Source organism: Promicromonospora sp. NPDC110617, assembly GCF_055598465.1.
Genome location: NZ_JBVKBM010000001.1, coordinates 1,015,018 through 1,033,246 on the forward strand (window position 1 = coordinate 1,015,018; position 18,229 = coordinate 1,033,246).

Genomic DNA, 18,229 nt, shown 5'->3' on the forward strand with positions numbered 1-18,229 from the left:
CGGAGAGGATGACGGCATGCAGGCGACGACGCGGCACCTCGCGCGGTACCTGGCCCGGCGGTTCGCCTGGCACATGCTCGGCGCGGCGATCGGGCTGGCCCTCGTGCTGCTCGTGTACAGCCTCCTGTTCTCCGCGGTCACGGGGCTGCCCGCCTGGGTGGTCGCCGTCGTGGCGGTCGCCGCCGCCGTCGGGCTCGGCCTGGTCCCGGGCGCCCGCGAGCTGGAGGTTACGGCGGCCCGCGCCCTGCTCGACGTCGACGCCGAGCTCGTGGTCCCGGCCCGGCCCCGGCTCGCCCACCGGGTCCGGACCGCGGCCTGGGTGGTGCTCCATCTCGCGACCGGGATGCTCGTCGCCGTCTGCCTGTTCGCCGTGCTCCCCGGTGCGGCGCTGGTCGCCGTCGAGGCGGTGGCCGGGCGTCCGTTCGGGTCCGGGTTCCCCCTGCCGGACAGCGCCCCGGAGGCGGTGCTGCGGCTGGCGGCGTGCGCCGTCGTCGGGCTGCTGGCGCTCGCGGCCACCTGGCCACTGGGGGCGGCGGCCTCGGCGCTCGCCGGGCGCGTGCTCGGCCCCACGTCGCACGACCGGATGGAGACCGCTCTCGCCCGAGCCCACCGCGAGGCGGAGCACACCCGCCTCGCGCGCGAGCTGCACGACGGCATCGGCCACGCCCTGACCGTCGTCAGCGTGCAGGCGGCGGCCGGACGGCGCGTCGTCGCGGCGAACCCCGACGCGGCCGCCGACGCGCTCGCGGCCATCGAGGACACGGCCCGGTCGGCGCTCGCCGAGCTCGACCAGCTCCTCGCCGTCCTGCGGGACGACGCCCACGCCGCCGCGCCCCTGGCGCTCGCGCCCGCCCTGGACGACGTCGTGCGGGCCCACCGCCGCGCCGGCCTCGACCTGGGCGCGACCGTCGACCTGCCGGCCGGGCTGCCCGCCCTGCTGGGCCGCACGGTGCAGCGGATCGTCACCGAGGCGCTCACCAACGCGCACCGGCACGGCGGGGCGGGACCGGTGCGGCTGGTCGTGGGGCAGGACGGCGAGCGGGTGCTGATCGAGGTGGTGAACCCCGTGCGGGCGGGTGCGGTCGGAGGTCGAGGCCGGGCCGGCGGGCGTCGTTCGTCCGGTGGACGCGGCCTGGCCGGTATCCGGGAGCGGGTCGCGCTGTTCGGCGGCACGGCGGAGGCGGGGCCCGACGGCGACCGCTGGGTGCTCCGTGCGACGCTGCCCTGGACACCGACGCCGGGCGACCCCGGCGGCTCCGCCGTCGTTCCGCCCGCCGTCGTCCCGCCCGTCGTCGTCCCGCCCGCCGTCCGCCCCGACCGGAAGGAACCCGATGCCTGACGCCCCCGTGCGGGTGCTCCTCGCCGACGACGAGCCGCTGGTCCGCAGCGGCCTGCGCCTCATCCTGGACGCGGAGCCCGACCTGGAGGTGGTGGGGGAGGCGGGCGACGGCGCGCGAGCCGTCGAGCTGGCGCGGAGCCTGCGGCCCGACGTCGTCTGCATGGACGTGCGGATGCCGGGCGTGGACGGCCTGCGCGCCACAGAGCTGGTGCTCCGGCTGCCGCAGCCGCCCCGGGTGCTCGTGGTGACCACGTTCGAGCACGACGGCTACGTGCTCGACGCGCTCACGGCCGGGGCTTCGGGGTTCCTGCTCAAGCGTGCCGGGGCCGACGAGATGGTGCAGGCGGTGCGGACCGTCGCCGTCGGGCAGAGCCTGCTGTACCCGCAGGCGCTGCGCGACCTGGTGCGCACGCGGCCGCGCGCGACGGCGGGGGCGCCGGCGCTGACGCCGCGCGAGCGGGAGGTGCTGGCGCTCGTGGCGCAGGGCATGACGAACGCGGAGATCGCGACGGCGCTCGTGGTCGGCGTCGAGACGGTGCGTACCCACGTGGCGTCCGTGCTGGCCAAGCTGCAGGCGCGCGACCGGACGCAGGCCGTGGTGCTGGGCTACCGGGCGGGGCTGGTGGAGCTGTAGGCGGTCCAGCCGTCCCGGGTCGGTCCCGCGTCAGTCGCGGGGAAGGACCATCTCGATCTCGTCCGGGAACGGCGAATAGTCCGAGGTCTTGCGGCGGCCCGTGCGGCGCCAGCCGAGGTGCTCGTAGAAGCCGATCGCCTGGTCGTTGTCGGCGAGGCACCACAGGCGGGGGTCGCTCATCTCCGCGACCGCCACGTCCATGGCGGCCCGGGCCAGGCCGCTGCCCCAGTGCGTCGGGTGCACCGCGAGGTGCCGCAGCAGCCGCTCGTCGTGGGCGACGAAGCAGGCCAGCCCGGCGCGGTCGGCGTCGTCGTCGAGCACATGGACGCGGACGCCCGGCTCGACGAGTGCGGCCTGCCACTTGGCCAGGACCTCGGCGGACGGGAACGGGTACATGCCCGGCGGGAAGATGTGGCCCAGCGCCGCGATCCCAGCGGCGCGCTCCACGTCCAGGAGCGCCTGCGCATCCTCGGGCGTGGCCTGCCGGAACAGGTTCTCGACCATTGCCCCAGCCTACGGCCCTGCTTCACCCCTGGCACCACCGCTGAGATTTGCGTCCCGGACCTGCGCGGGAGCGGGCGAAAACTGGTGTGCAACTTCTTCCCGAAGTGCTGTGACCTCGGTGCGGTTCGCGCGTCAAGGGTGCATGACGAACACAGCATTCAGCGCGGTGATGTCCCGCCTCTCGGCGCTCGACACACTCTCGCTGCGGGTGGAACAGGACTGGCTGGCATTCGGCCTGGACCGGGTGGACGTGCTTGTCATCGAGATACTGACCGTCAACGAGCTCACGGCCCTGCCGCTCGTGACCCGGTACCGGCTGACGCCGGTGGAGCCGGAACCGGGTCGGGAGCTGGGCCTGACCCGGGTCTGGACGGGTTGGCTCGGGGACGCCTCGGACGTGGTGCCGGTCGCGATGCGGCTCACGCTCGCGGCCGGCGACCCGGGGTGAGGGCCGGCCCGGTGAGGGCCGGCCCGCCGGCCGGGCGTCAGCGGGGCAGGTGCGCCTCGATCTCGCTGATGATCGCCGGGTCGTCCGGCAGGGTCCTCGGCGAGTAGCGACGCACGTCGCCCCCGGGCAGCACCAGGAACTTCTCGAAGTTCCAGCGGATCTTGCCCGAGTGCCCCTCGGCGTCCTCCGTCTTCTTGAGCTCTTCGTAGAGCGGGTGCGCGTGCCGCCCGTTCAACCGGATCTTGTCGAGCACGGGGAAGGTGACGCCGTACGTCATGGAGCAGAACTCGGCGATCTTCTCGTTCGAGCTCAGCTCCTGCAGGAACTGGTTGCTGGGGAAGCCCAGCACCGTGAAGCCGCGGTCCTGGTACTTCTTCTGCAGCTCCTCGAGGGTCGCGTACTGCGGGGCCAGGCCGCACCGCGAGGCCACGTTCACCACGAGGACGACGTCCTCCTTGTGGTCGGCCAGCGAGATCTCGGTGCCGTCCATCGTGTGGAAGGGAATGTCGTAGAGGGTCACCCGGACATCTTCCACCCGTTGTCCGGGTCAACGGAACCCTTCGTGCACGGCGAAGGATCTCGCGGGTTAGGTTGACGGCGTGAACCGCACGCCCGGCCCCGCCAAGCACCGGCCCCCGCTGCCCGTGCGGGACGGGCTGAACCCCACCCGGATCGTGCTGCCGCACGACCCCGACGTCGTGGTGCGGTTCCCGTACGCGCTCGACTACCTCCTGGACCGGTTCCGCGACGACGCGGACCGGCTGCTCGAGAAGGTCGCCCAGGGCGAGGTCGTCACGGGCCACGGCGAACCCCTCACCCCGACCACGCCGTACGAGCCGCGCGGGTTCCTCTACCTGTACCGCGACCCGCCCGCCCACGAGGACCACATCCCGTTCGAGCCCGAGGTGCTGCACCGCGACGAGAACCTGCTGGTCGTGGACAAGCCGCACTTCCTCGCGACGATGCCGCGCGGCAGGTGGGTGCGGGAGACGGCGCTCGTGCGGCTCCGGGTCGCCCTCGACCTGCCCGAGCTCTCCCCGGCCCACCGGCTCGACCGCGGCACGGCCGGCGTGCTCGTGCTCACGGTGCGGCCCGAGGTGCGCGGGGCCTACCAGGAGGCGTTCGCCCGCCGGGAGGTGCGCAAGGTGTACGAGGCGGTCGCGCCGCTGCCACCGTCGGACGGGCGCCTGGGCCTGGGCGAGCCCGTCACCCTGCGCAGCCGCATCGTGAAGCGGCGCGGCGTCACGCGCGCCGAGGAGGTGCCCGGCGAGCCGAACGCGGAGTCGCTGATCACGCTCGCCGCCGTCGACGAGGCACGGGGTCTCGGCCTGTATCGCCTGGAGCCGCACACCGGCAAGACCCACCAGCTCCGGCTGCACCTGGCGTCGCTCGGCCTGCCGATCCTGCACGACCCGTTCTGGCCCGAGCTGCGCGCCACCGACCCCGATGACTTCGGCAGGCCGCTGCAGCTCCTGTCCCGTTCCCTGGAGCTCACCGACCCGCTGTCCGGGCTGCCGCGCCGCTTCGAGTCCCGCCGGGTGCTCAGCGAATGGCCCGGCCACACACCCCCGGACCTGTCAGACCCACAGATCACCGGAGTGACCTGAGCGGCTGACACGTCCGCCAGGTTCGGACAGGTGCAAGAATCGGTGCGATGAGCACCGCCCCCGTCTACCCCGCTCGCGCGGTCGTCGATCTCGACGCGATCCGCGACAACGTGCGCGCCCTGCGGACGACCGCCCCGACCGCCCAGGTCATGGCCGTCGTCAAGGCCGACGCGTACGGGCACGGCCTGGCCCCCGCGGCCCGGGCGGCGCTCGCGGGCGGCGCGACGTGGCTGGGCGCGGCGCAGAGCACCGAGGCGCTCGCGATCCGCGCCGCCGTCGGACCTGGGCCGCGCATCCTGACCTGGCTCTACGCGCCCGGCGCGCCGTTCGCGGACCTGGTGCGCGACGACGTCGACGTGGCCGTCGCCGCGGCCTGGGCCCTCGACGAGGTGGCCGACGGCGCCCGCGTCGCGGGCCGCACCGCGCGCGTGCACCTCAAGGTCGACACCGGGCTCGGCCGCAACGGGATCATGCCCGGCGACCTCCCCGCCGTCCTCGACCGGGCGAAGGCGCTGCAGGCCGAGGGCGCGCTCGCGGTCGTCGGCGTCATGTCGCACTACGCGCTCGCGGACGAGCCCGACGACCCGTCGGTGAAGATGCAGACCCACGTCTTCGACGACGCGGTCCGCACCGTCGAGGCGGCCGGGTTCGACCTCGAGGTGCGGCACATCGCCAACTCGGCGGCGACCCTGACCAACCCGGCGTCTCACTACGACCTGGTGCGCCCGGGGATCGCCGTCTACGGGCTCTCGCCGGTGCCGCAGCTCGGCGCGCCCGGCGACTACGGCCTGCGGCCGGCGATGACCCTGGAGGCGCGGCTCGCCACGGTCAAGCGCGTGCCGGAGGGCCACGGCGTCTCGTACGGGCACTTTTACGTCACACCGCAGGACACGGTGCTCGGCGTCGTCCCGCTCGGTTACTCGGACGGGATCCCGCGGCACGCCTCCGGCGGTTCGCTGGGGGCGGGCGGTCCGGTGCTCGTGGGCGGCGGTGTGGACGACGTCGCGACCCCCGAGAACGGACTCGGCACCGCCCGCGTGCTGCGCGTCGCGGGCCGGGTGTGCATGGACCAGATCATGTTGGACCTCGGGCCCTACGCACCCGAGCAGGCTGGAGACGTGGTCACATTGTTCGGGGCGTCGGACGGGCTGACCCGTGCCGGAGCGCCCAACGCCGAGGACTGGGCGCAGGCCGCCGGCACCATCAGCTACGAGATCGTGACGCGCCTCGGCGCGCGCGTGCCCCGGGTGTACGTGGGCACGGCAGGAAGGGAGACCGCGTGAGCGGGGCAGTGAACGGACCGGGCAACATCTCGACGTCGGAGGCAGTGGTCTTCGAGCTGCCTGACGCCGATACGACGCGCGCCTTCGGGGCTGCGCTCGCCGGGGTGCTGCGCTCCGGGGACCTGGTGATCCTCACCGGTGACCTCGGCGCGGGCAAGACGACCCTGACGCAGGGGATCGGGGCCGCGCTGAACGTGCGCGGCCAGGTGGCGTCGCCCACCTTCATCGTGGCGCGCGAGCACCCGCCGCTGCCCCGCGAGGACGGCACGCGCGGGCCCGGGCTGGTGCACGTCGACGCCTACCGCCTCGGCGGGCTGGGCGAGCTCGACGCGCTCGACCTGGACTCGTCGCTGGAGGACTCCGTGACGGTCGTGGAGTGGGGGCGCGGCCTGGCCGAGACGCTCGCCGACGACCGCCTGGAGATCGACCTGGAGCGGCCGCGGGGTGCTGCGGCGGCGTTCGACCCCGGCGTGGAGACGGCCGAGGACCCGGAGGCGGGGACGCGGAAGGTGACGATCCGCGCGGTGGGGCCGCGGTGGGCCGGGGTGGACCTCGGGGCGTTGCTGGGCTGACGTCCCGCTAGGGACGTCGCGTTGTTGCTGCACGGACACCGAGAAGGCGTCGTGGACATAGAGCTTCTTCTGGACAGCCTCGGACGAGAAGGGATTACCTGCATCGTCAAGGTTGACCACGAACGAATGGCCGAGGGCGGCAAGCCATGGACGGTGGTCCTGTCGGGTCCGGGGACTGGCGACAAGGCGTTCATCAGAACGGACTCGACATCCCTTCACGACGGGCTGAACCGGGTGTTGCGTGAACTCAGATCGTGCCCCGGGGAGTGGAGCTGGCTCGAGCCCTGGTCATCCTGATCCTGTGCCCACCCGCGCCGCCCGTCAGTAATACCCTGGTCACGTGGCCGTTCTAGCTCTCGATACCTCAGCAGCCGTCGCCGTCTCCCTCGTCGACGAGGACGGCACGCGCCTCGCGTCCCGCTCCTCCGACGAGCGCCGCAGGCACGCCGAGTCGCTCGCGCCCCTGATCACCGAGGTCCTCGACGAGGCAGGGATCGAGCGCACCGACCTGACCGCCGTCGTCGCCGGAACGGGCCCCGCCCCGTTCACGGGGCTGCGCGTCGGGCTGGTGACCGCCCGCACGCTCGCGCTCTCCCTCGGCATCCCCGTGCTGGGCGTGCCGAGCCTCGACGCGCTGGCGGTGCAGGCCGTCAGCGATCTCGGGCTCCGCGCGGGGCAGGAGATCCTGGCCACCTCCGACGCCCGCCGCAAGGAGGTGTACTGGGCGCGCTACCGCGTGGTCGCGCACGAGGGGCCGCACGGCGTCCCCGTCGTGGAGCGGACGGCGGGGCCCGACGTCGACCGAGCCGGCTTCGTCGCCCAGGGTCAGCTCGCGCCGCCGGACGCCGGCGAGGAACTGCCCGTGGTGGTCGGCGAGGGCGCGATGCTCTACCCCGAATTTCTTCCCGTGGCCGACGACGCTCCGCTGGTCCCCGACGCGACGGTGCTCGCCCGCCTGGCGCTCGTCCGCCGCGCCGCCGGCGAGGAACTGCCGACCGAGCCGCTGTACCTGCGGCGTCCCGACGTGCACGATCCGGGATCGCCGACCGGTACCGGCTCCGGGGCCGGTACGGCCTCCGTCGCCACGGGCGGTGCCGCATGATCACCGAGGTACGGCTGCGCCCGCTGCGCAACGCCGACTTCGACCGCGTGCTGCAGCTCGAGCGACAGCTCTTCGGCCGGGGCGCCTGGACCTACGGCATGCTCGCCGACGAGCTCGCCGGCCTGGGCCGCTGGTACATCGTGGCCGAGCCGGAGCGGCTCGACCGCGCGGGGGAGCAGCCCGTCGTCGGCTACGCCGGGCTGTGGTTCGACGGCGATGTCACGCAGATCATGACCATCGGCGTGGACCCTGACGTCCAGCGCCACGGCGTGGGCCGGCAGCTCATGGACGCGCTCATCGAGCGGTCGCGCAAGGTCAAGGCCGAGGCGGTGCTGCTGGAGGTGCGGGTCGACAACCAGCCCGCGATCGAGATGTACCGGGACTTCGGCTTCCAGATCCTGGGCGTGCGCAAGCGCTACTACCAGCCCGAGGACGTCGACGCGTACACGATGCGCCTCGACCTGAACGAGGCCGCGCACCCCACGGACGCCCCGGTGGAGTCGCCGGTGGACGCTCCGAACGACACCCCCGACGACGCCACGGGAGACGCGGCATGAGGGAACGAGTTCTGGTCGACGCCGCCACGCTGGCCGCCGACCTCCAGGTCGGCGCGGGCCCGGACCCGGTCGAGGGTCGGCCCGTCGTGCTCGACGTCCGCTGGGCGCTCGGCATGACCGACGGCCACGACCAGTACCGCGCCGGCCACGTCCCGGGCGCCGTGTACGTGGACCTCGACACCGAGCTGGCCGCGCACGGGGCCCCCACCGACGGGCGGCACCCGCTGCCCTCGGCGTCGGCGTTCCAGCAGGCCGCGCGCCGCTGGGGCGTCTCGGCCGGGTCGCGCGTCGTGGTCTACGACTCGGTGGGCGGCACGTCGGCCGCCCGCGCCTGGTGGCTGCTGCGGTATTTCGGCGCGCAGGACGTGCGCATCCTCGACGGCGGCCTCGACGCCTGGACCGCGCAGGGGCGCGCCCTCGAACCGGGTGACGTCACGCCCGAGCCGGGCGACGTCGTCGTGCAGCCGGGCGGGATGCCCGTGCTCGACGCCGACGAGGCGGCAGCCCTGGCCGACGGCGAGGGTGTGCTCCTGGACGCGCGGGCCGCCGAGCGGTACCGCGGCGAGGTGGAGCCCGTCGACCCGCAGGCCGGGCACATTCCCGGCGCCGTCAGCGCGCCGACCGGCGAGAACCTCGGCGCGGACGGCCGGTTCCTGCCCACCGGGGACCTGAAGCGGCGCTTCGGCGAGCTGGGCGTCGCGGACGGCGGGACCGTCGGGGTGTACTGCGGGTCGGGCGTCACGGCGTCGCACGAGGTGGCGGCCCTCGCGATCGTCGGTGTCGACGCCGCCCTGTACCCGGGGTCGTGGTCGCAGTGGTCGAACGACCCGGCGCGCGAGGTCGCGACCGGGGCCTGAGCCCGGGACGTGGACGACGGCGTCAGGACATGGCGTCCGGGGTCATCCGCCCCTCGTTGAGCACGAAGATCTTCTGCCAGACCTTGCGGGACATGCCCATGGTGAGCGTCTCGATCGTCGACACGGTGGTGAGCACGACGTCGTCCTGCGACTCCTCCGCGCACAGCGCCGCGGCCTTGCTCACGAGGGACAGGAGCTCGGTGCAGTACTCCAGGTAGTACTCGACCTGCTCGGCGGTGAGGTCGACGTCGTCGTCCAGGCTGCCCGCGAAGGCGTCCCGGAGGCTCTCCGGCTCCTTGGTGAGCTGGTGCATGTCGATGATGTGCGCCAGGGAGCGCAACCGGTGCAGCTTGGCGAGGAGGTCCGTGCGCTGCACGCGTTCGGGGAACGAGTGCAGCACGACGACGGCGATCGCGACGAACACCACGTCGTTCACCGCGCTCTCGATGAGCGGCAGCCAGTCCAGGCCGTTGTCGGGCGCCTCGGTGAACGCGGCCTCCACGGCGAAGCCGAACGCGACCAGCGCCACCAGCACGACGACGGCGATCATGCCCCGCGACCCGGTCCGGACGAGACGGCTGCGCCGGCGGGTCCCGGCGGAGGTGTCCGCCACCTGCTCGGTCAGGGCGACGAGCTCGTGCGCGACGCGGTGGATACCCCGGTCGGGGAACCGCGCGCCGATGCGGTCGCACAGACGGCGCGCGGTCTCGATGACGGGTACGGGCTCGAGCTTCCCGAGTGTGCTGACGGCCACGGGACGCAGCGTAGAGCCACCCGCCGACAGTGCGGCTTGTGGCTCAGACGGTGATCGTCGTGAGCGGCATCGACGAGTCAACCGGGATGTCCAGGTCGCTCGGCGCCACCCCGGCCCGCACGACGGCGGAGCCGAGCGCCGCGATCATCGCGCCGTTGTCGGTGCAGTAGCGGATCGGTGGGATGCGCAGGTCGATGCCGGCCTCGGCGCAGCGCTTGGCCGCCATCTCGCGGAGCTGGCTGTTGGCGGAGAACCCGCCGCCGACCACGAGCGTGTCGACGCCGTGCTTGTGGCACGCGGCGATGGTCTTAGCCGTGAGCACGTCGGCGACGGCCTCGGCGAACGACGCCGCGACGTCGTGCACGGGGATCTCCTGGCCGGCGTCCGTGCGGGCCTCGACCCAGCGGGCCACCGCCGTCTTGAGGCCGGAGAAGGAGAAGTCGTAGGCGTGCTTGGCCTGGTCCTTCGCGGCCGTCAGGCCGCGGGGGAACCGGATGGCGGTGGGGTCGCCCTCGCGTGCGAGGCGGTCGATGTGCGGGCCGCCGGGGTAGGGCAGGCCGAGCAGGCGGCCGACCTTGTCGAAGGCCTCGCCCGCGGCGTCGTCCAGGGTGGAGCCGAGCTCCGTGACGTCCGTGGCGATGTCGTCCACCAGCAGCAGCGAGCTGTGCCCGCCGCTCACCACGAGCGCCATCGCCCGCTCCGGCAGGGGACCGTCCACGAGCTGGTCCACGCACGCGTGGCCGATCACGTGGTTCACGCCGTATAGCGGCTTGTTCAGGCCGATGGACAGGGCCTTCGCGGCGGACGCACCGATCGTGAGCGGACCGACGAGCCCGGGCCCGGCGGTGACGGCGATCGCGTCGACCTCGGACAAGTCGACGTCCGCCTCGCCGAGGGCCTTCTGGATCGTGGGGATCATCGCCTCGAGGTGGGCCCGGCTGGCGACCTCGGGGATGATGCCGCCGTAGCGGGCGTGCTCCTCCATCGAGCTGGCCACCGCGTCGACCAGCAGGTCGTCTCCGCGCACCAGCGCGACGCCCGTCTCGTCGCAGGACGTCTCGATACCGAGGACCAGTGGATCTGCCATGTGCTCCAGCCTAGTTCCCCGGCGCCGGTGAGCGGGGAACCGGACGGGATGTGACACGCGGACGTGCGGGACGTCACGGTTGAATCTGGAACTATCGCTTGGAGCAACTTGTTGTCGCGCGTATGACCGACACCGTTCTTGAGGCCCAGGGCCTCGCCATCGACGACGCGACCGCCGACCGCCTGTTCCGCACCGCGCGGACCGTGACCACCTTCGCCGAGTCCGAGGTGACCGACGAGCAGCTCGCCGCCGTCTACGACCTCATCAAGTGGGGCCCGACGATGATGAACACCAGCCCGCTGCGGATGCTGGTCGTCCGCACGCCGGAGGCCCGGCAGCGCCTCGTCGGCCACATGCCCGAGGGAAACCAGGAGCGCGTGTCCAAGGCTCCCGTCACGCTCGTGCTCGCCTCCGACCCCGACTTCCACGAGCGGCTCGACGTGCTGATCCCGCACAACCCCGGTGCCCGCGAGATGTTCGCCGGCGACGCCGCGATGCGCGCCGGGGCGGCGCGCACCAGCGCCCTGCTCCAGGCCGGCTACCTCCTCGTCGGCCTGCGCGCCGCGGGCCTGGCGGTCGGCCCGATGAACGGCGACTACGCCGGGATCGACGCCGAGTTCTTCGCCGAGAACGGCTGGAAGGGCTTCCTCGTCGTCAACGTCAGCGCGGCCGACGGCGCCGACACCACCCGCCCCCGCGCCCCGCGCCTGAACTTCGACGACGCCGCGCAGGTCATCTGACCCGCGCCCGGCGCCGTCCGGCGCGGAGCGGGAGCGGAGAGCGCCGTCAGGCGGGCAGCGGCCGGCCGGCCCGCATCTCCTCCAACATCGCGCGCACCACCGGCACCAGGTCGCCGTCGTGCGCGGCGGCGACCCGCTCCTGCCGCCGGTACGACGGCCCGGTGCGGAGGATGTCCCGCACCCCGGCCAGCTCCGCCGCGCAGCCCAGCCGGTGCGCCACGGGCTCCAGCTCGACCAGCAGCTTGCCGATCGCGTCGACGACCGGCCCCTGGTTGCCGTGGGCGTCGAGGATCACCGTGGCGTCCAGCCCGTAGCGGGCCGAGCGGAACTTGTTCTCCGCAACGAACCACGGCGGCAGCTCGACCAGCTCCCGGCCGTGGTCGAGCTGCGTGGACAGGTGCTCCACGAGACAGTGCACCAGCGCGGCGAGCGTGAGGGCCTCCGCGAGGTTGGTCGGGCCGTCGCACACCCGGACCTCGAGCGTGCCGAACTTGGGCGACGGGCGGATGTCCCAGTGCACCTCGTTGAAGGCCTCGACCGCACCGATGTGCTGCATGTCGCCCGCGTAGGCCTCGAGCTCCTGCCAGGTCTCGAACGCGACCGGCAGACCCGAGCTCGGGATCTGCTGGAACAGCAGCGACCGGTTCGAGGCGTACCCCGAGTGCTCGCCGGCCCAGTACGGCGACGCGGCGGACAGCGCCTGCAGGTGCGGAAAGTACTTGAGCATCCCGCGCATCAGCGGCAGCGCCTTGTCCCGGTGCTCGATGCCGACGTGCACGTGCAGCCCCCAGATGATGAGCTGCGCGCCCCACACCCCTGTGCGCTCGCGGATGCGGGCGTAGCGCTCCTTCTCGCCGATCTCCTGGTCGGCGGCCCTGGCGAACGGGTGCGAGCCGCCGCCCATGAGCTCCACGCCCATCGGGTCCGTCACCGACCGCACGCGGTCGAGCGTGCGGCTGAGGTCCGCCCCGGCGTCGGCCACGGTCCGGCCGACGCCGGAGACCAGCTCGACGGTGTTCTTCATGTACTCGCCGGCGACGTGCGGGACGAGATGTCCCGCGGGATCCTCCCGCTGGTTGCCCCCGTCGCGCGCGAGAGCCTCGAGCACCGCCGGGCCTGCCTGGCACAGGTCGGCGGTACCGGGCTCGACGAGCCCGATCTCCCACTCGAGGCCCACGGTCGATCGTGGGGAGGCGCCGAAGCCGAGCCGTGCCGGCGAGCTCATACGGCTCCCAGCGGTTCGACGAGGAGTACCTGTTGGTTGCCTGCCACACGGGTGAGCACGATCGTCGCCTCCTCGGTTCCGGTGAGTACGAGCTGCTTGCGAAGTTGTTCGGGCACCACCGCGGTGCCCCGCTTCTTGATCGTGATGCGCCCGACGTTCCGGTCGCGGAGGTAGGACTTGAGTCGCTTCAGGCCGAACGGCATGGTGTCGAGCACCCGGTATCCGGTCGCGATCGGGGCCTGCGCCCCGGCGGCCTCGGCGGGCCGCGCCGACGGCAGGACGGCGGGGTCGTCGGTGGTGACGTACGCGATCGTCGGGTCGACGAGGCGTCCGCCCAGCTCGGCGGCCGCCTCGCCCACCAGCCCGGCCCGGATGACCGCGCCGTCGGGCTCGTAGAGATACTGTCCGACGGCGCCGACGTCCGGTTCCGCGCCGTCGCCGCGCAGGGTGCGGCTGAGGGTGTGTTCCTTGCCGTCGTCGTCGGTGAACGAACGCAGCACGAGCGCCGAGCGGCCGGGGCCGTCGGGCGCGAGGGAGCCGAACCAGAGCCCGGCCTCGACCACGTCGCCGTTGACCGAGACCCACTGGGTCTCGGCGTCGTCGGGCAGCCCCTCGTGCGCGATGCCCGGGCCTACCTTGATGCCGACGGCCGGGACCGAGTCCCGCAGCGCCCAGACGGCGTCGAGCGGGGGCTCGTAGGCGCGCGGGTCGAAGATGCGGCTGCTGCGGCCGCCCCGTCCACCGCGCACGCGCCGGGCGGGGTCGGCGTAGACGGCGTCGATCCCCTCGGCACGGAGGTCGAGCGTCAGGCCGTCGGCGTGCCGCACCTCCGCCTCGGGGAAGTGGCGCAGGTTCCACCGCGCGATGGCGGCGGTGCACTCGTCGAGGTCGGTGGCGACGACACGCAGGCCGGTGCCGGCGAAGGCGAGGGAGTCGGCACCGATGCCGCAGGTGAGGTCGGCGAGCGTGGTCACGCCCGCGTCGAGGTATCGTCGGGCGTGCAGCGCCGCGACGACGAGCCGGGTGGCCTGCTCCAGACCGTCGGCGGTGAACAGCATCCCGTCGGCGAAGTCACCGAACTTGGCCCGTGCCCGGGCCCGCAGCCGGGACTGGGTGACCACGGCGGCCGCGAGGTCCGCCGCGACGCCCTGGGAGCGCAGGGTCGTCACGGTCTTCATCGCGTCGCGTTCGTCGTACGGCGGAAGAGCCGCCAGCAGGGCCCACCCGTCGGGGCTGAGGAGTTTGCCCAGAATCGCCGCATCCATGGGAATATCTTTCCATGTTTGTCCAGGTCATGACGAGTGGCTGGACGCAACCTTTTCGTTGGGATGACGAGATCTCGAAGTGCGGACGGCGCGTCGCGCGCCGGGCGTGTGAGGTGCTCCACGCGATTGGCACTCGCCTTGACCGAGTGCTAGCGCCGACCTAGATTTGGGGTTGTTCATCGCCGCGGATCCCGGTAGCCGGGGCCCTCGGCGGAGGACCCAGACGTTCGTGCCCGCCGGCACCCGCGACGACGGCGGACCGTCGAACGTTCGAGCCCCTGAAGTCAACCACGCAGCTGATCACTTGATCCGCTCACGAAAGAGGGAGGTCCGACGTGTCGGTCCCCATCAAGCCGCTCGAGGACCGGATCGTCGTCAAGGCTCTCGAAGCCGAGACCACGACCGCTTCCGGCCTGGTCATCCCGGACACCGCCAAGGAGAAGCCCCAGGAGGGCGAGGTTCTGGCCGTGGGCCAGGGCCGTATCGACGACAACGGCAACCGTGTGCCGCTGGACGTCGCCGTCGGTGACAAGGTGATCTACTCCAAGTACGGCGGCACCGAGGTCAAGTACGCGGGCGAGGAGTACCTGGTGCTCTCGACCCGCGACGTCCTCGCGGTGGTCGTGGGCTGATTCCAGCCCGCGTCAGACAGCCGAAGGCCCCGCACCGGATCGGTGCGGGGCCTTCGTCCTGTCCGGAGAGCGTCGCGGCAGGCGCTGCTTCGGCATCGAAGCAGGCATGCGTGCACAGCGGTCGTGCGTTCACAGCAGGGCGTGCGGCAGAAGCGCGTCACGCCTCGAGCGTCAGAAGTTGTGCAGCCTGGGTCAGGCGGAGACGGACTTGCCGGCGAGGATCGCCGACCGCTCGTCCTCGCTGAGCCCGCCCCACACGCCGTACGGCTCGCGCACGCGGAGCGACTGCTCGCGGCACTGCATCATCACGGGGCAGGAGCGGCAGATCGCCTTGGCGGCCTCGGCGCGCCTGCGGCGGGTCGATCCACGCTCACCCTCGGGGTGGAAGAAGAGGGTGTCGTCCGCGTCGCGGCACGCGCCCTGGTACTGCCATTCCCACAGTTCCATCACCGGACCGGGAAGCCTCGAGATCTCCGTCATGGCGAACAACTTACAAGTTGTGCAGAAGTTGTTCAAGAGGCAATTTCGCGCCATCGGGCTCGAATCGGGCCAGCGAGAAGCAGGTCGACACTGACCGGATTTGTATGATTGTGAACCGAAATCCACCGAGATCGGCGGCACGCCGGGTTTCGCAGTGGCGCGGAGAGGGCCGGGTCGGCAGAATCGAGTCCATGACTTCTTCGCGACCCGCCCAGAACTCGGGCGGGTCACGTACATCCAGCCCCGGACTGGCTGTCGCCGCCGTTGCCCGCCGCCTCGGGGTCGCTCCCGCGACCCTGCGCACGTGGGACCGCCGATACGGCCTCGGTCCCTCGGGCCGCACCGCCGGATCGCACCGCCGCTACACGCCGGACGACGTCGCCCGGCTCCTGGTGATGCGCCGCCTCACCCTCGAGGGCGTGGCGCCGGTGGACGCCGCCCGTGCCGCCGTCGAGGCGGGGGACGCCGAGCTCGAGGTCGCCACCCGCACCGCCCCGGCGCTGCCCGCGGTCCAGGTCGAGGGCGGGGCGGACGCCGACGAGCACGACTTCGCGGAGCAGTTCGTCGGCACCGTCGAGGCCCCGGGCGACCTGGGCGACCCGGACGACGAGGTCGTCGAGGAGGCGGACGAGCCCCGGGCCACGGCCGAGGACGAGGCCGACGACCCCGCCCCGGCGTCCGGCGGCGAGCGCGCCGAGGAACCGCGGGGCCGTGCGCGGCTGCGCGCCCTGCCCGGTGGCGCGACCGGCGGCGGGGCCCCGGCGCCGGCCGGCGGGCCGCGGTCCGCCGCCTCCCCGGCGCCGACGTCGGGCCGGGTGTCCGCCCTGGTCGACGCCGCGCTGGCCTACAGCCGGACCGCCTGCGACAACCTCCTCGTGCTCGGCCCGGACGGCGACCCGGCCACCTGGTGGACCGAGCTCGTCGAGCCCGCCTGGCTCCGGCTGTCGGAGCGGACGGTCCTGGCCGGTCCGGGTGAGATGCCCGAGGTCGTGCTCGCGACGGCCGCGCTGCGTGCCCTGCGCCACTACATCGAGGAGTTCGAGCGGGTCATGGTCGAGGCGGGCGGCCCGCCGGCCAACCACCCGAGCCGGATGCGCAAGATCGTGCTGGTGTTCGCCGCCCCGGACGAGGTGGTGCCGCTCTCGGCGCACGCCCTCGCCGCCGCGCTGGCCGCCCAGGGGTCGATGGCGCGCATCGTCACGGGTCCTGCGAGCACGCACCGTTCGGTCGAGCTCGTCACCATGGTCCGTCCGACGGCGGTGGTGCTGGCCACCACGCAGAACAAGCCGGACCTCGACGTCGTGCACGCGGTGAACGAGAGCTATCCGGAGCTGCCGATCTTCGTCGGGCTGCGGGCCGACGCCGCCGCGACGGAGCTGCCGTTCGGGCCCACGGTGCAGCGGGTGCGCTCGTTCACGGGGCTGCTGCACGAGGTGCTCGCCGTCATCAAGTCGAGGTGACGCACGCCTCGGCCGGTACCACGGCCCGGCCGAGATCTGCGGTCGCGGCGGCCGTAGACTTGCTGCATGACGGACCAGACCTCGCCGGGCGACCCGTTCGGTTTCCTCGGGCTCACCTATGACGACGTCCTGCTGCTGCCGGGTTACTCCGACCTGGCGCCGTCGGACATCGACACGACGTCTCGCCTCACGCGCGAGATCTCGCTCAAGATCCCGCTGATCTCAGCGGCGATGGACACGGTCACCGAGTCGGCCATGGCGATCGCCATGGCGCGTCAGGGTGGCCTCGGCGTGCTGCACCGCAACCTCTCCATCGAGGACCAGGCCACGCAGGTCGACCTCGTGAAGCGGACGCAGACCGGCATCATCACGAACCCCGTCACGATCGGCCCGGACGCCACGCTCGAGGAGCTCGACACCCTCGCGGGCCAGTTCCGGATCTCGGGCTTCCCGGTGGTCGACACCGAGAACAAGCTCATCGGCATGGTCACCAACCGCGACCTGCGCTTCACGCCCGTCGCCGAGTGGGCCACCACCAAGGTGGACGAGGTGATGACGCCGCAGCCGCTGATCACCGGCCCGGCCGGCATCTCCCGGGACGACGCCACGCTGCTGCTGCGCAAGCACAAGCTGGAGCGCCTGCCGCTGATCGACCCCGACGGCCGCATCACCGGGCTCATCACCGTCAAGGACTTCGTGAAGTCCGAGCAGTTCCCCAACTCGTCCAAGGACGGCCAGGGCCGCCTCATGGTCGGCGCCGCGATCGGCTACTTCGGCGACGCGTGGCAGCGCGCCACCGCCCTGATCGACGCCGGCGTGGACGTGCTGGTGGCCGACACCGCGCACGGCAACGTGCGGATGCTGATCGACATGGTCAAGCGCCTCAAGTCCGACCCGGCCACCAAGGACGTCCAGGTGATCGGCGGGAACGTCGCCACGCGCCAGGGCGCGCAGGCGTTCGTCGACGCCGGGGCCGACGCCGTCAAGGTCGGCGTGGGGCCGGGCTCCATCTGCACCACCCGCGTCGTGACCGGCGTGGGCGTGCCGCAGATCACCGCCGTCTACGAGGCGTCGCTCGCTTGCAAGCCGGCGGGCGTCCCCGTCATCGCCGACGGCGGCCTCAAGCACTCCGGCGAGATCGGCAAGGCCATCGTGGCCGGCGCCGAGTCCGTGATGCTGGGCTCGCTGTTCGCGGGCTGCGAGGAGACCCCGGGCGACCTGGTGCTCGTCAACGGCAAGCAGTTCAAGACCTACCGCGGCATGGGCTCGATGGGCGCCATGTCCTCGCGCGGGAAGAAGTCCTACTCCAAGGACCGGTACTTCCAGGCCGAGGTCACCAGCGACGACAAGATCGTGCCCGAGGGCATCGAGGGCCAGGTCGCGTACAAGGGGCCGCTGGCTACCGTGGCGCACCAGCTCATCGGCGGTCTGCACCAGACGATGTTCTACACCGGTGCGCGGACCGTTCCGGAGCTGCAGGAGAACGGCCGGTTCGTCCGCATCACGTCGGCGTCGCTCAAGGAGAGCCACCCGCACGACGTGCAGATGACGGTCGAGGCGCCGAACTACAGCGGCTTCTGACCTCTTCGCTCGTTCCGCCGAAGTAGAACCGTGGGGGGAGGGGAAGGGGGGGGGAGAGGTGGGTGGGGAGTTCGGCGCAGGTTTCTTTCTCCCCGGGTTTCC

At 72.7% G+C, this 18,229-nt stretch carries 20 protein-coding genes; 13 read left to right on the plus strand and 7 right to left on the minus strand.

Features of this window, described 5'->3' with window-relative positions; all coding sequences use genetic code 11:
* Positions 1-16 precede the first annotated feature (16 nt).
* Together ACZ7LE_RS04345 and ACZ7LE_RS04350 are read left to right on the plus strand one after the other, a co-directional pair.
* Positions 17-1,339 carry a sensor histidine kinase gene (locus ACZ7LE_RS04345; RefSeq protein ID WP_470402094.1) on the plus strand — a complete coding sequence of 441 codons (1,323 nt, stop codon included), beginning with the start codon at positions 17-19 and terminating at the stop codon, positions 1,337-1,339.
* Positions 1,332-1,973: a response regulator gene (locus ACZ7LE_RS04350; protein ID WP_470402095.1), complete on the plus strand. Its 642-nt coding sequence runs from the start codon at positions 1,332-1,334 to the stop codon at positions 1,971-1,973. Before ACZ7LE_RS04345 ends, ACZ7LE_RS04350 begins: the two co-directional genes overlap by 8 nt.
* A 30-nt stretch (positions 1,974-2,003) precedes the next feature.
* Here the strand turns inward: ACZ7LE_RS04350 and ACZ7LE_RS04355 are convergent, their stop codons facing one another.
* Positions 2,004-2,477 carry a GNAT family N-acetyltransferase gene (locus ACZ7LE_RS04355; RefSeq protein ID WP_470402096.1) on the minus strand — a complete coding sequence of 158 codons (474 nt, stop codon included), beginning with the start codon at positions 2,475-2,477 and terminating at the stop codon, positions 2,004-2,006.
* A gap of 142 nt (positions 2,478-2,619) precedes the next feature.
* On the opposite strand from ACZ7LE_RS04355, the gene ACZ7LE_RS04360 reads away from it, so the two are divergent.
* Positions 2,620-2,925, plus strand: coding sequence for a hypothetical protein (locus ACZ7LE_RS04360; RefSeq protein ID WP_470402097.1), 306 nt, complete (start codon positions 2,620-2,622; stop codon positions 2,923-2,925).
* Between the two features lie 37 nt (positions 2,926-2,962).
* Here ACZ7LE_RS04360 and ACZ7LE_RS04365 read toward each other — a convergent pair whose 3' ends face one another.
* On the minus strand, positions 2,963-3,445 hold the full coding sequence (locus tag ACZ7LE_RS04365) for a glutathione peroxidase (protein ID WP_470402098.1): 483 nt from the start codon (positions 3,443-3,445) through the stop codon (positions 2,963-2,965).
* Between the two features lie 79 nt (positions 3,446-3,524).
* Here ACZ7LE_RS04365 and ACZ7LE_RS04370 point away from each other — a divergent pair, with 79 nt between their 5' ends.
* The 6 genes from ACZ7LE_RS04370 to ACZ7LE_RS04395 all read left to right on the plus strand — a co-directional run bounded on the left by ACZ7LE_RS04370 (position 3,525) and on the right by ACZ7LE_RS04395 (position 8,903).
* Positions 3,525-4,532, plus strand: coding sequence for a pseudouridine synthase (locus ACZ7LE_RS04370; RefSeq protein ID WP_470402099.1), 1,008 nt, complete (start codon positions 3,525-3,527; stop codon positions 4,530-4,532).
* A gap of 47 nt (positions 4,533-4,579) precedes the next feature.
* Positions 4,580-5,815: an alanine racemase gene (gene alr, locus ACZ7LE_RS04375; RefSeq protein ID WP_470402100.1), complete on the plus strand. Its 1,236-nt coding sequence runs from the start codon at positions 4,580-4,582 to the stop codon at positions 5,813-5,815.
* Entirely contained in the window at positions 5,812-6,387 is a 576-nt protein-coding gene (tsaE, locus tag ACZ7LE_RS04380) for a tRNA (adenosine(37)-N6)-threonylcarbamoyltransferase complex ATPase subunit type 1 TsaE (protein WP_470402101.1), read from the plus strand. The genes alr and tsaE overlap by 4 nt, the downstream gene beginning before the upstream one ends.
* 340 nt (positions 6,388-6,727) lie before the next feature.
* Complete coding sequence (gene tsaB / locus ACZ7LE_RS04385) at positions 6,728-7,489, plus strand: tRNA (adenosine(37)-N6)-threonylcarbamoyltransferase complex dimerization subunit type 1 TsaB (protein ID WP_470402102.1); 762 nt, start codon at positions 6,728-6,730, stop codon at positions 7,487-7,489.
* Entirely contained in the window at positions 7,486-8,046 is a 561-nt protein-coding gene (gene rimI / locus ACZ7LE_RS04390; RefSeq protein WP_470402103.1) for a ribosomal protein S18-alanine N-acetyltransferase, read from the plus strand. Before tsaB ends, rimI begins: the two co-directional genes overlap by 4 nt.
* Positions 8,043-8,903 carry a sulfurtransferase gene (locus tag ACZ7LE_RS04395; protein ID WP_470402104.1) on the plus strand — a complete coding sequence of 287 codons (861 nt, stop codon included), beginning with the start codon at positions 8,043-8,045 and terminating at the stop codon, positions 8,901-8,903. Before rimI ends, ACZ7LE_RS04395 begins: the two co-directional genes overlap by 4 nt.
* 22 nt (positions 8,904-8,925) lie before the next feature.
* Here ACZ7LE_RS04395 and ACZ7LE_RS04400 read toward each other — a convergent pair whose 3' ends face one another.
* Together ACZ7LE_RS04400 and tsaD are read right to left on the minus strand one after the other, a co-directional pair.
* Entirely contained in the window at positions 8,926-9,657 is a 732-nt protein-coding gene (locus ACZ7LE_RS04400; RefSeq protein ID WP_470402105.1) for a hypothetical protein, read from the minus strand.
* A gap of 43 nt (positions 9,658-9,700) precedes the next feature.
* Entirely contained in the window at positions 9,701-10,744 is a 1,044-nt protein-coding gene (gene tsaD, locus ACZ7LE_RS04405; protein WP_470402106.1) for a tRNA (adenosine(37)-N6)-threonylcarbamoyltransferase complex transferase subunit TsaD, read from the minus strand.
* Between the two features lie 122 nt (positions 10,745-10,866).
* Here tsaD and ACZ7LE_RS04410 point away from each other — a divergent pair, with 122 nt between their 5' ends.
* Positions 10,867-11,484 (plus strand): malonic semialdehyde reductase, encoded by a 618-nt coding sequence (locus tag ACZ7LE_RS04410; protein WP_470402107.1) that lies wholly within the window; start codon positions 10,867-10,869, stop codon positions 11,482-11,484.
* 46 nt (positions 11,485-11,530) lie between these two features.
* Here ACZ7LE_RS04410 and ACZ7LE_RS04415 read toward each other — a convergent pair whose 3' ends face one another.
* Entirely contained in the window at positions 11,531-12,709 is a 1,179-nt protein-coding gene (locus tag ACZ7LE_RS04415) for a glutamate--cysteine ligase (RefSeq protein WP_470402108.1), read from the minus strand.
* Complete coding sequence (locus ACZ7LE_RS04420; protein ID WP_470402109.1) at positions 12,706-13,974, minus strand: class I SAM-dependent methyltransferase; 1,269 nt, start codon at positions 13,972-13,974, stop codon at positions 12,706-12,708. The genes ACZ7LE_RS04415 and ACZ7LE_RS04420 overlap by 4 nt, the downstream gene beginning before the upstream one ends.
* 335 nt (positions 13,975-14,309) lie before the next feature.
* Between ACZ7LE_RS04420 and groES the strand changes: the two genes are divergently transcribed.
* On the plus strand, positions 14,310-14,606 hold the full coding sequence (gene groES / locus ACZ7LE_RS04425; RefSeq protein WP_020016178.1) for a co-chaperone GroES: 297 nt from the start codon (positions 14,310-14,312) through the stop codon (positions 14,604-14,606).
* Between the two features lie 192 nt (positions 14,607-14,798).
* Here the strand turns inward: groES and ACZ7LE_RS04430 are convergent, their stop codons facing one another.
* Complete coding sequence (locus tag ACZ7LE_RS04430; RefSeq protein ID WP_020016179.1) at positions 14,799-15,086, minus strand: WhiB family transcriptional regulator; 288 nt, start codon at positions 15,084-15,086, stop codon at positions 14,799-14,801.
* Positions 15,087-15,277: 191 nt separating this feature from the next.
* Here ACZ7LE_RS04430 and ACZ7LE_RS04435 point away from each other — a divergent pair, with 191 nt between their 5' ends.
* Together ACZ7LE_RS04435 and guaB are read left to right on the plus strand one after the other, a co-directional pair.
* Complete coding sequence (locus tag ACZ7LE_RS04435; RefSeq protein ID WP_470402110.1) at positions 15,278-16,546, plus strand: MerR family transcriptional regulator; 1,269 nt, start codon at positions 15,278-15,280, stop codon at positions 16,544-16,546.
* A gap of 66 nt (positions 16,547-16,612) precedes the next feature.
* The gene (gene guaB, locus ACZ7LE_RS04440) at positions 16,613-18,127 is read left to right on the plus strand and encodes an IMP dehydrogenase (protein WP_470402111.1); all 1,515 of its coding nucleotides are present in this window, start codon (positions 16,613-16,615) and stop codon (positions 18,125-18,127) included.
* The last annotated feature ends 102 nt before the right edge of the window (positions 18,128-18,229 follow it).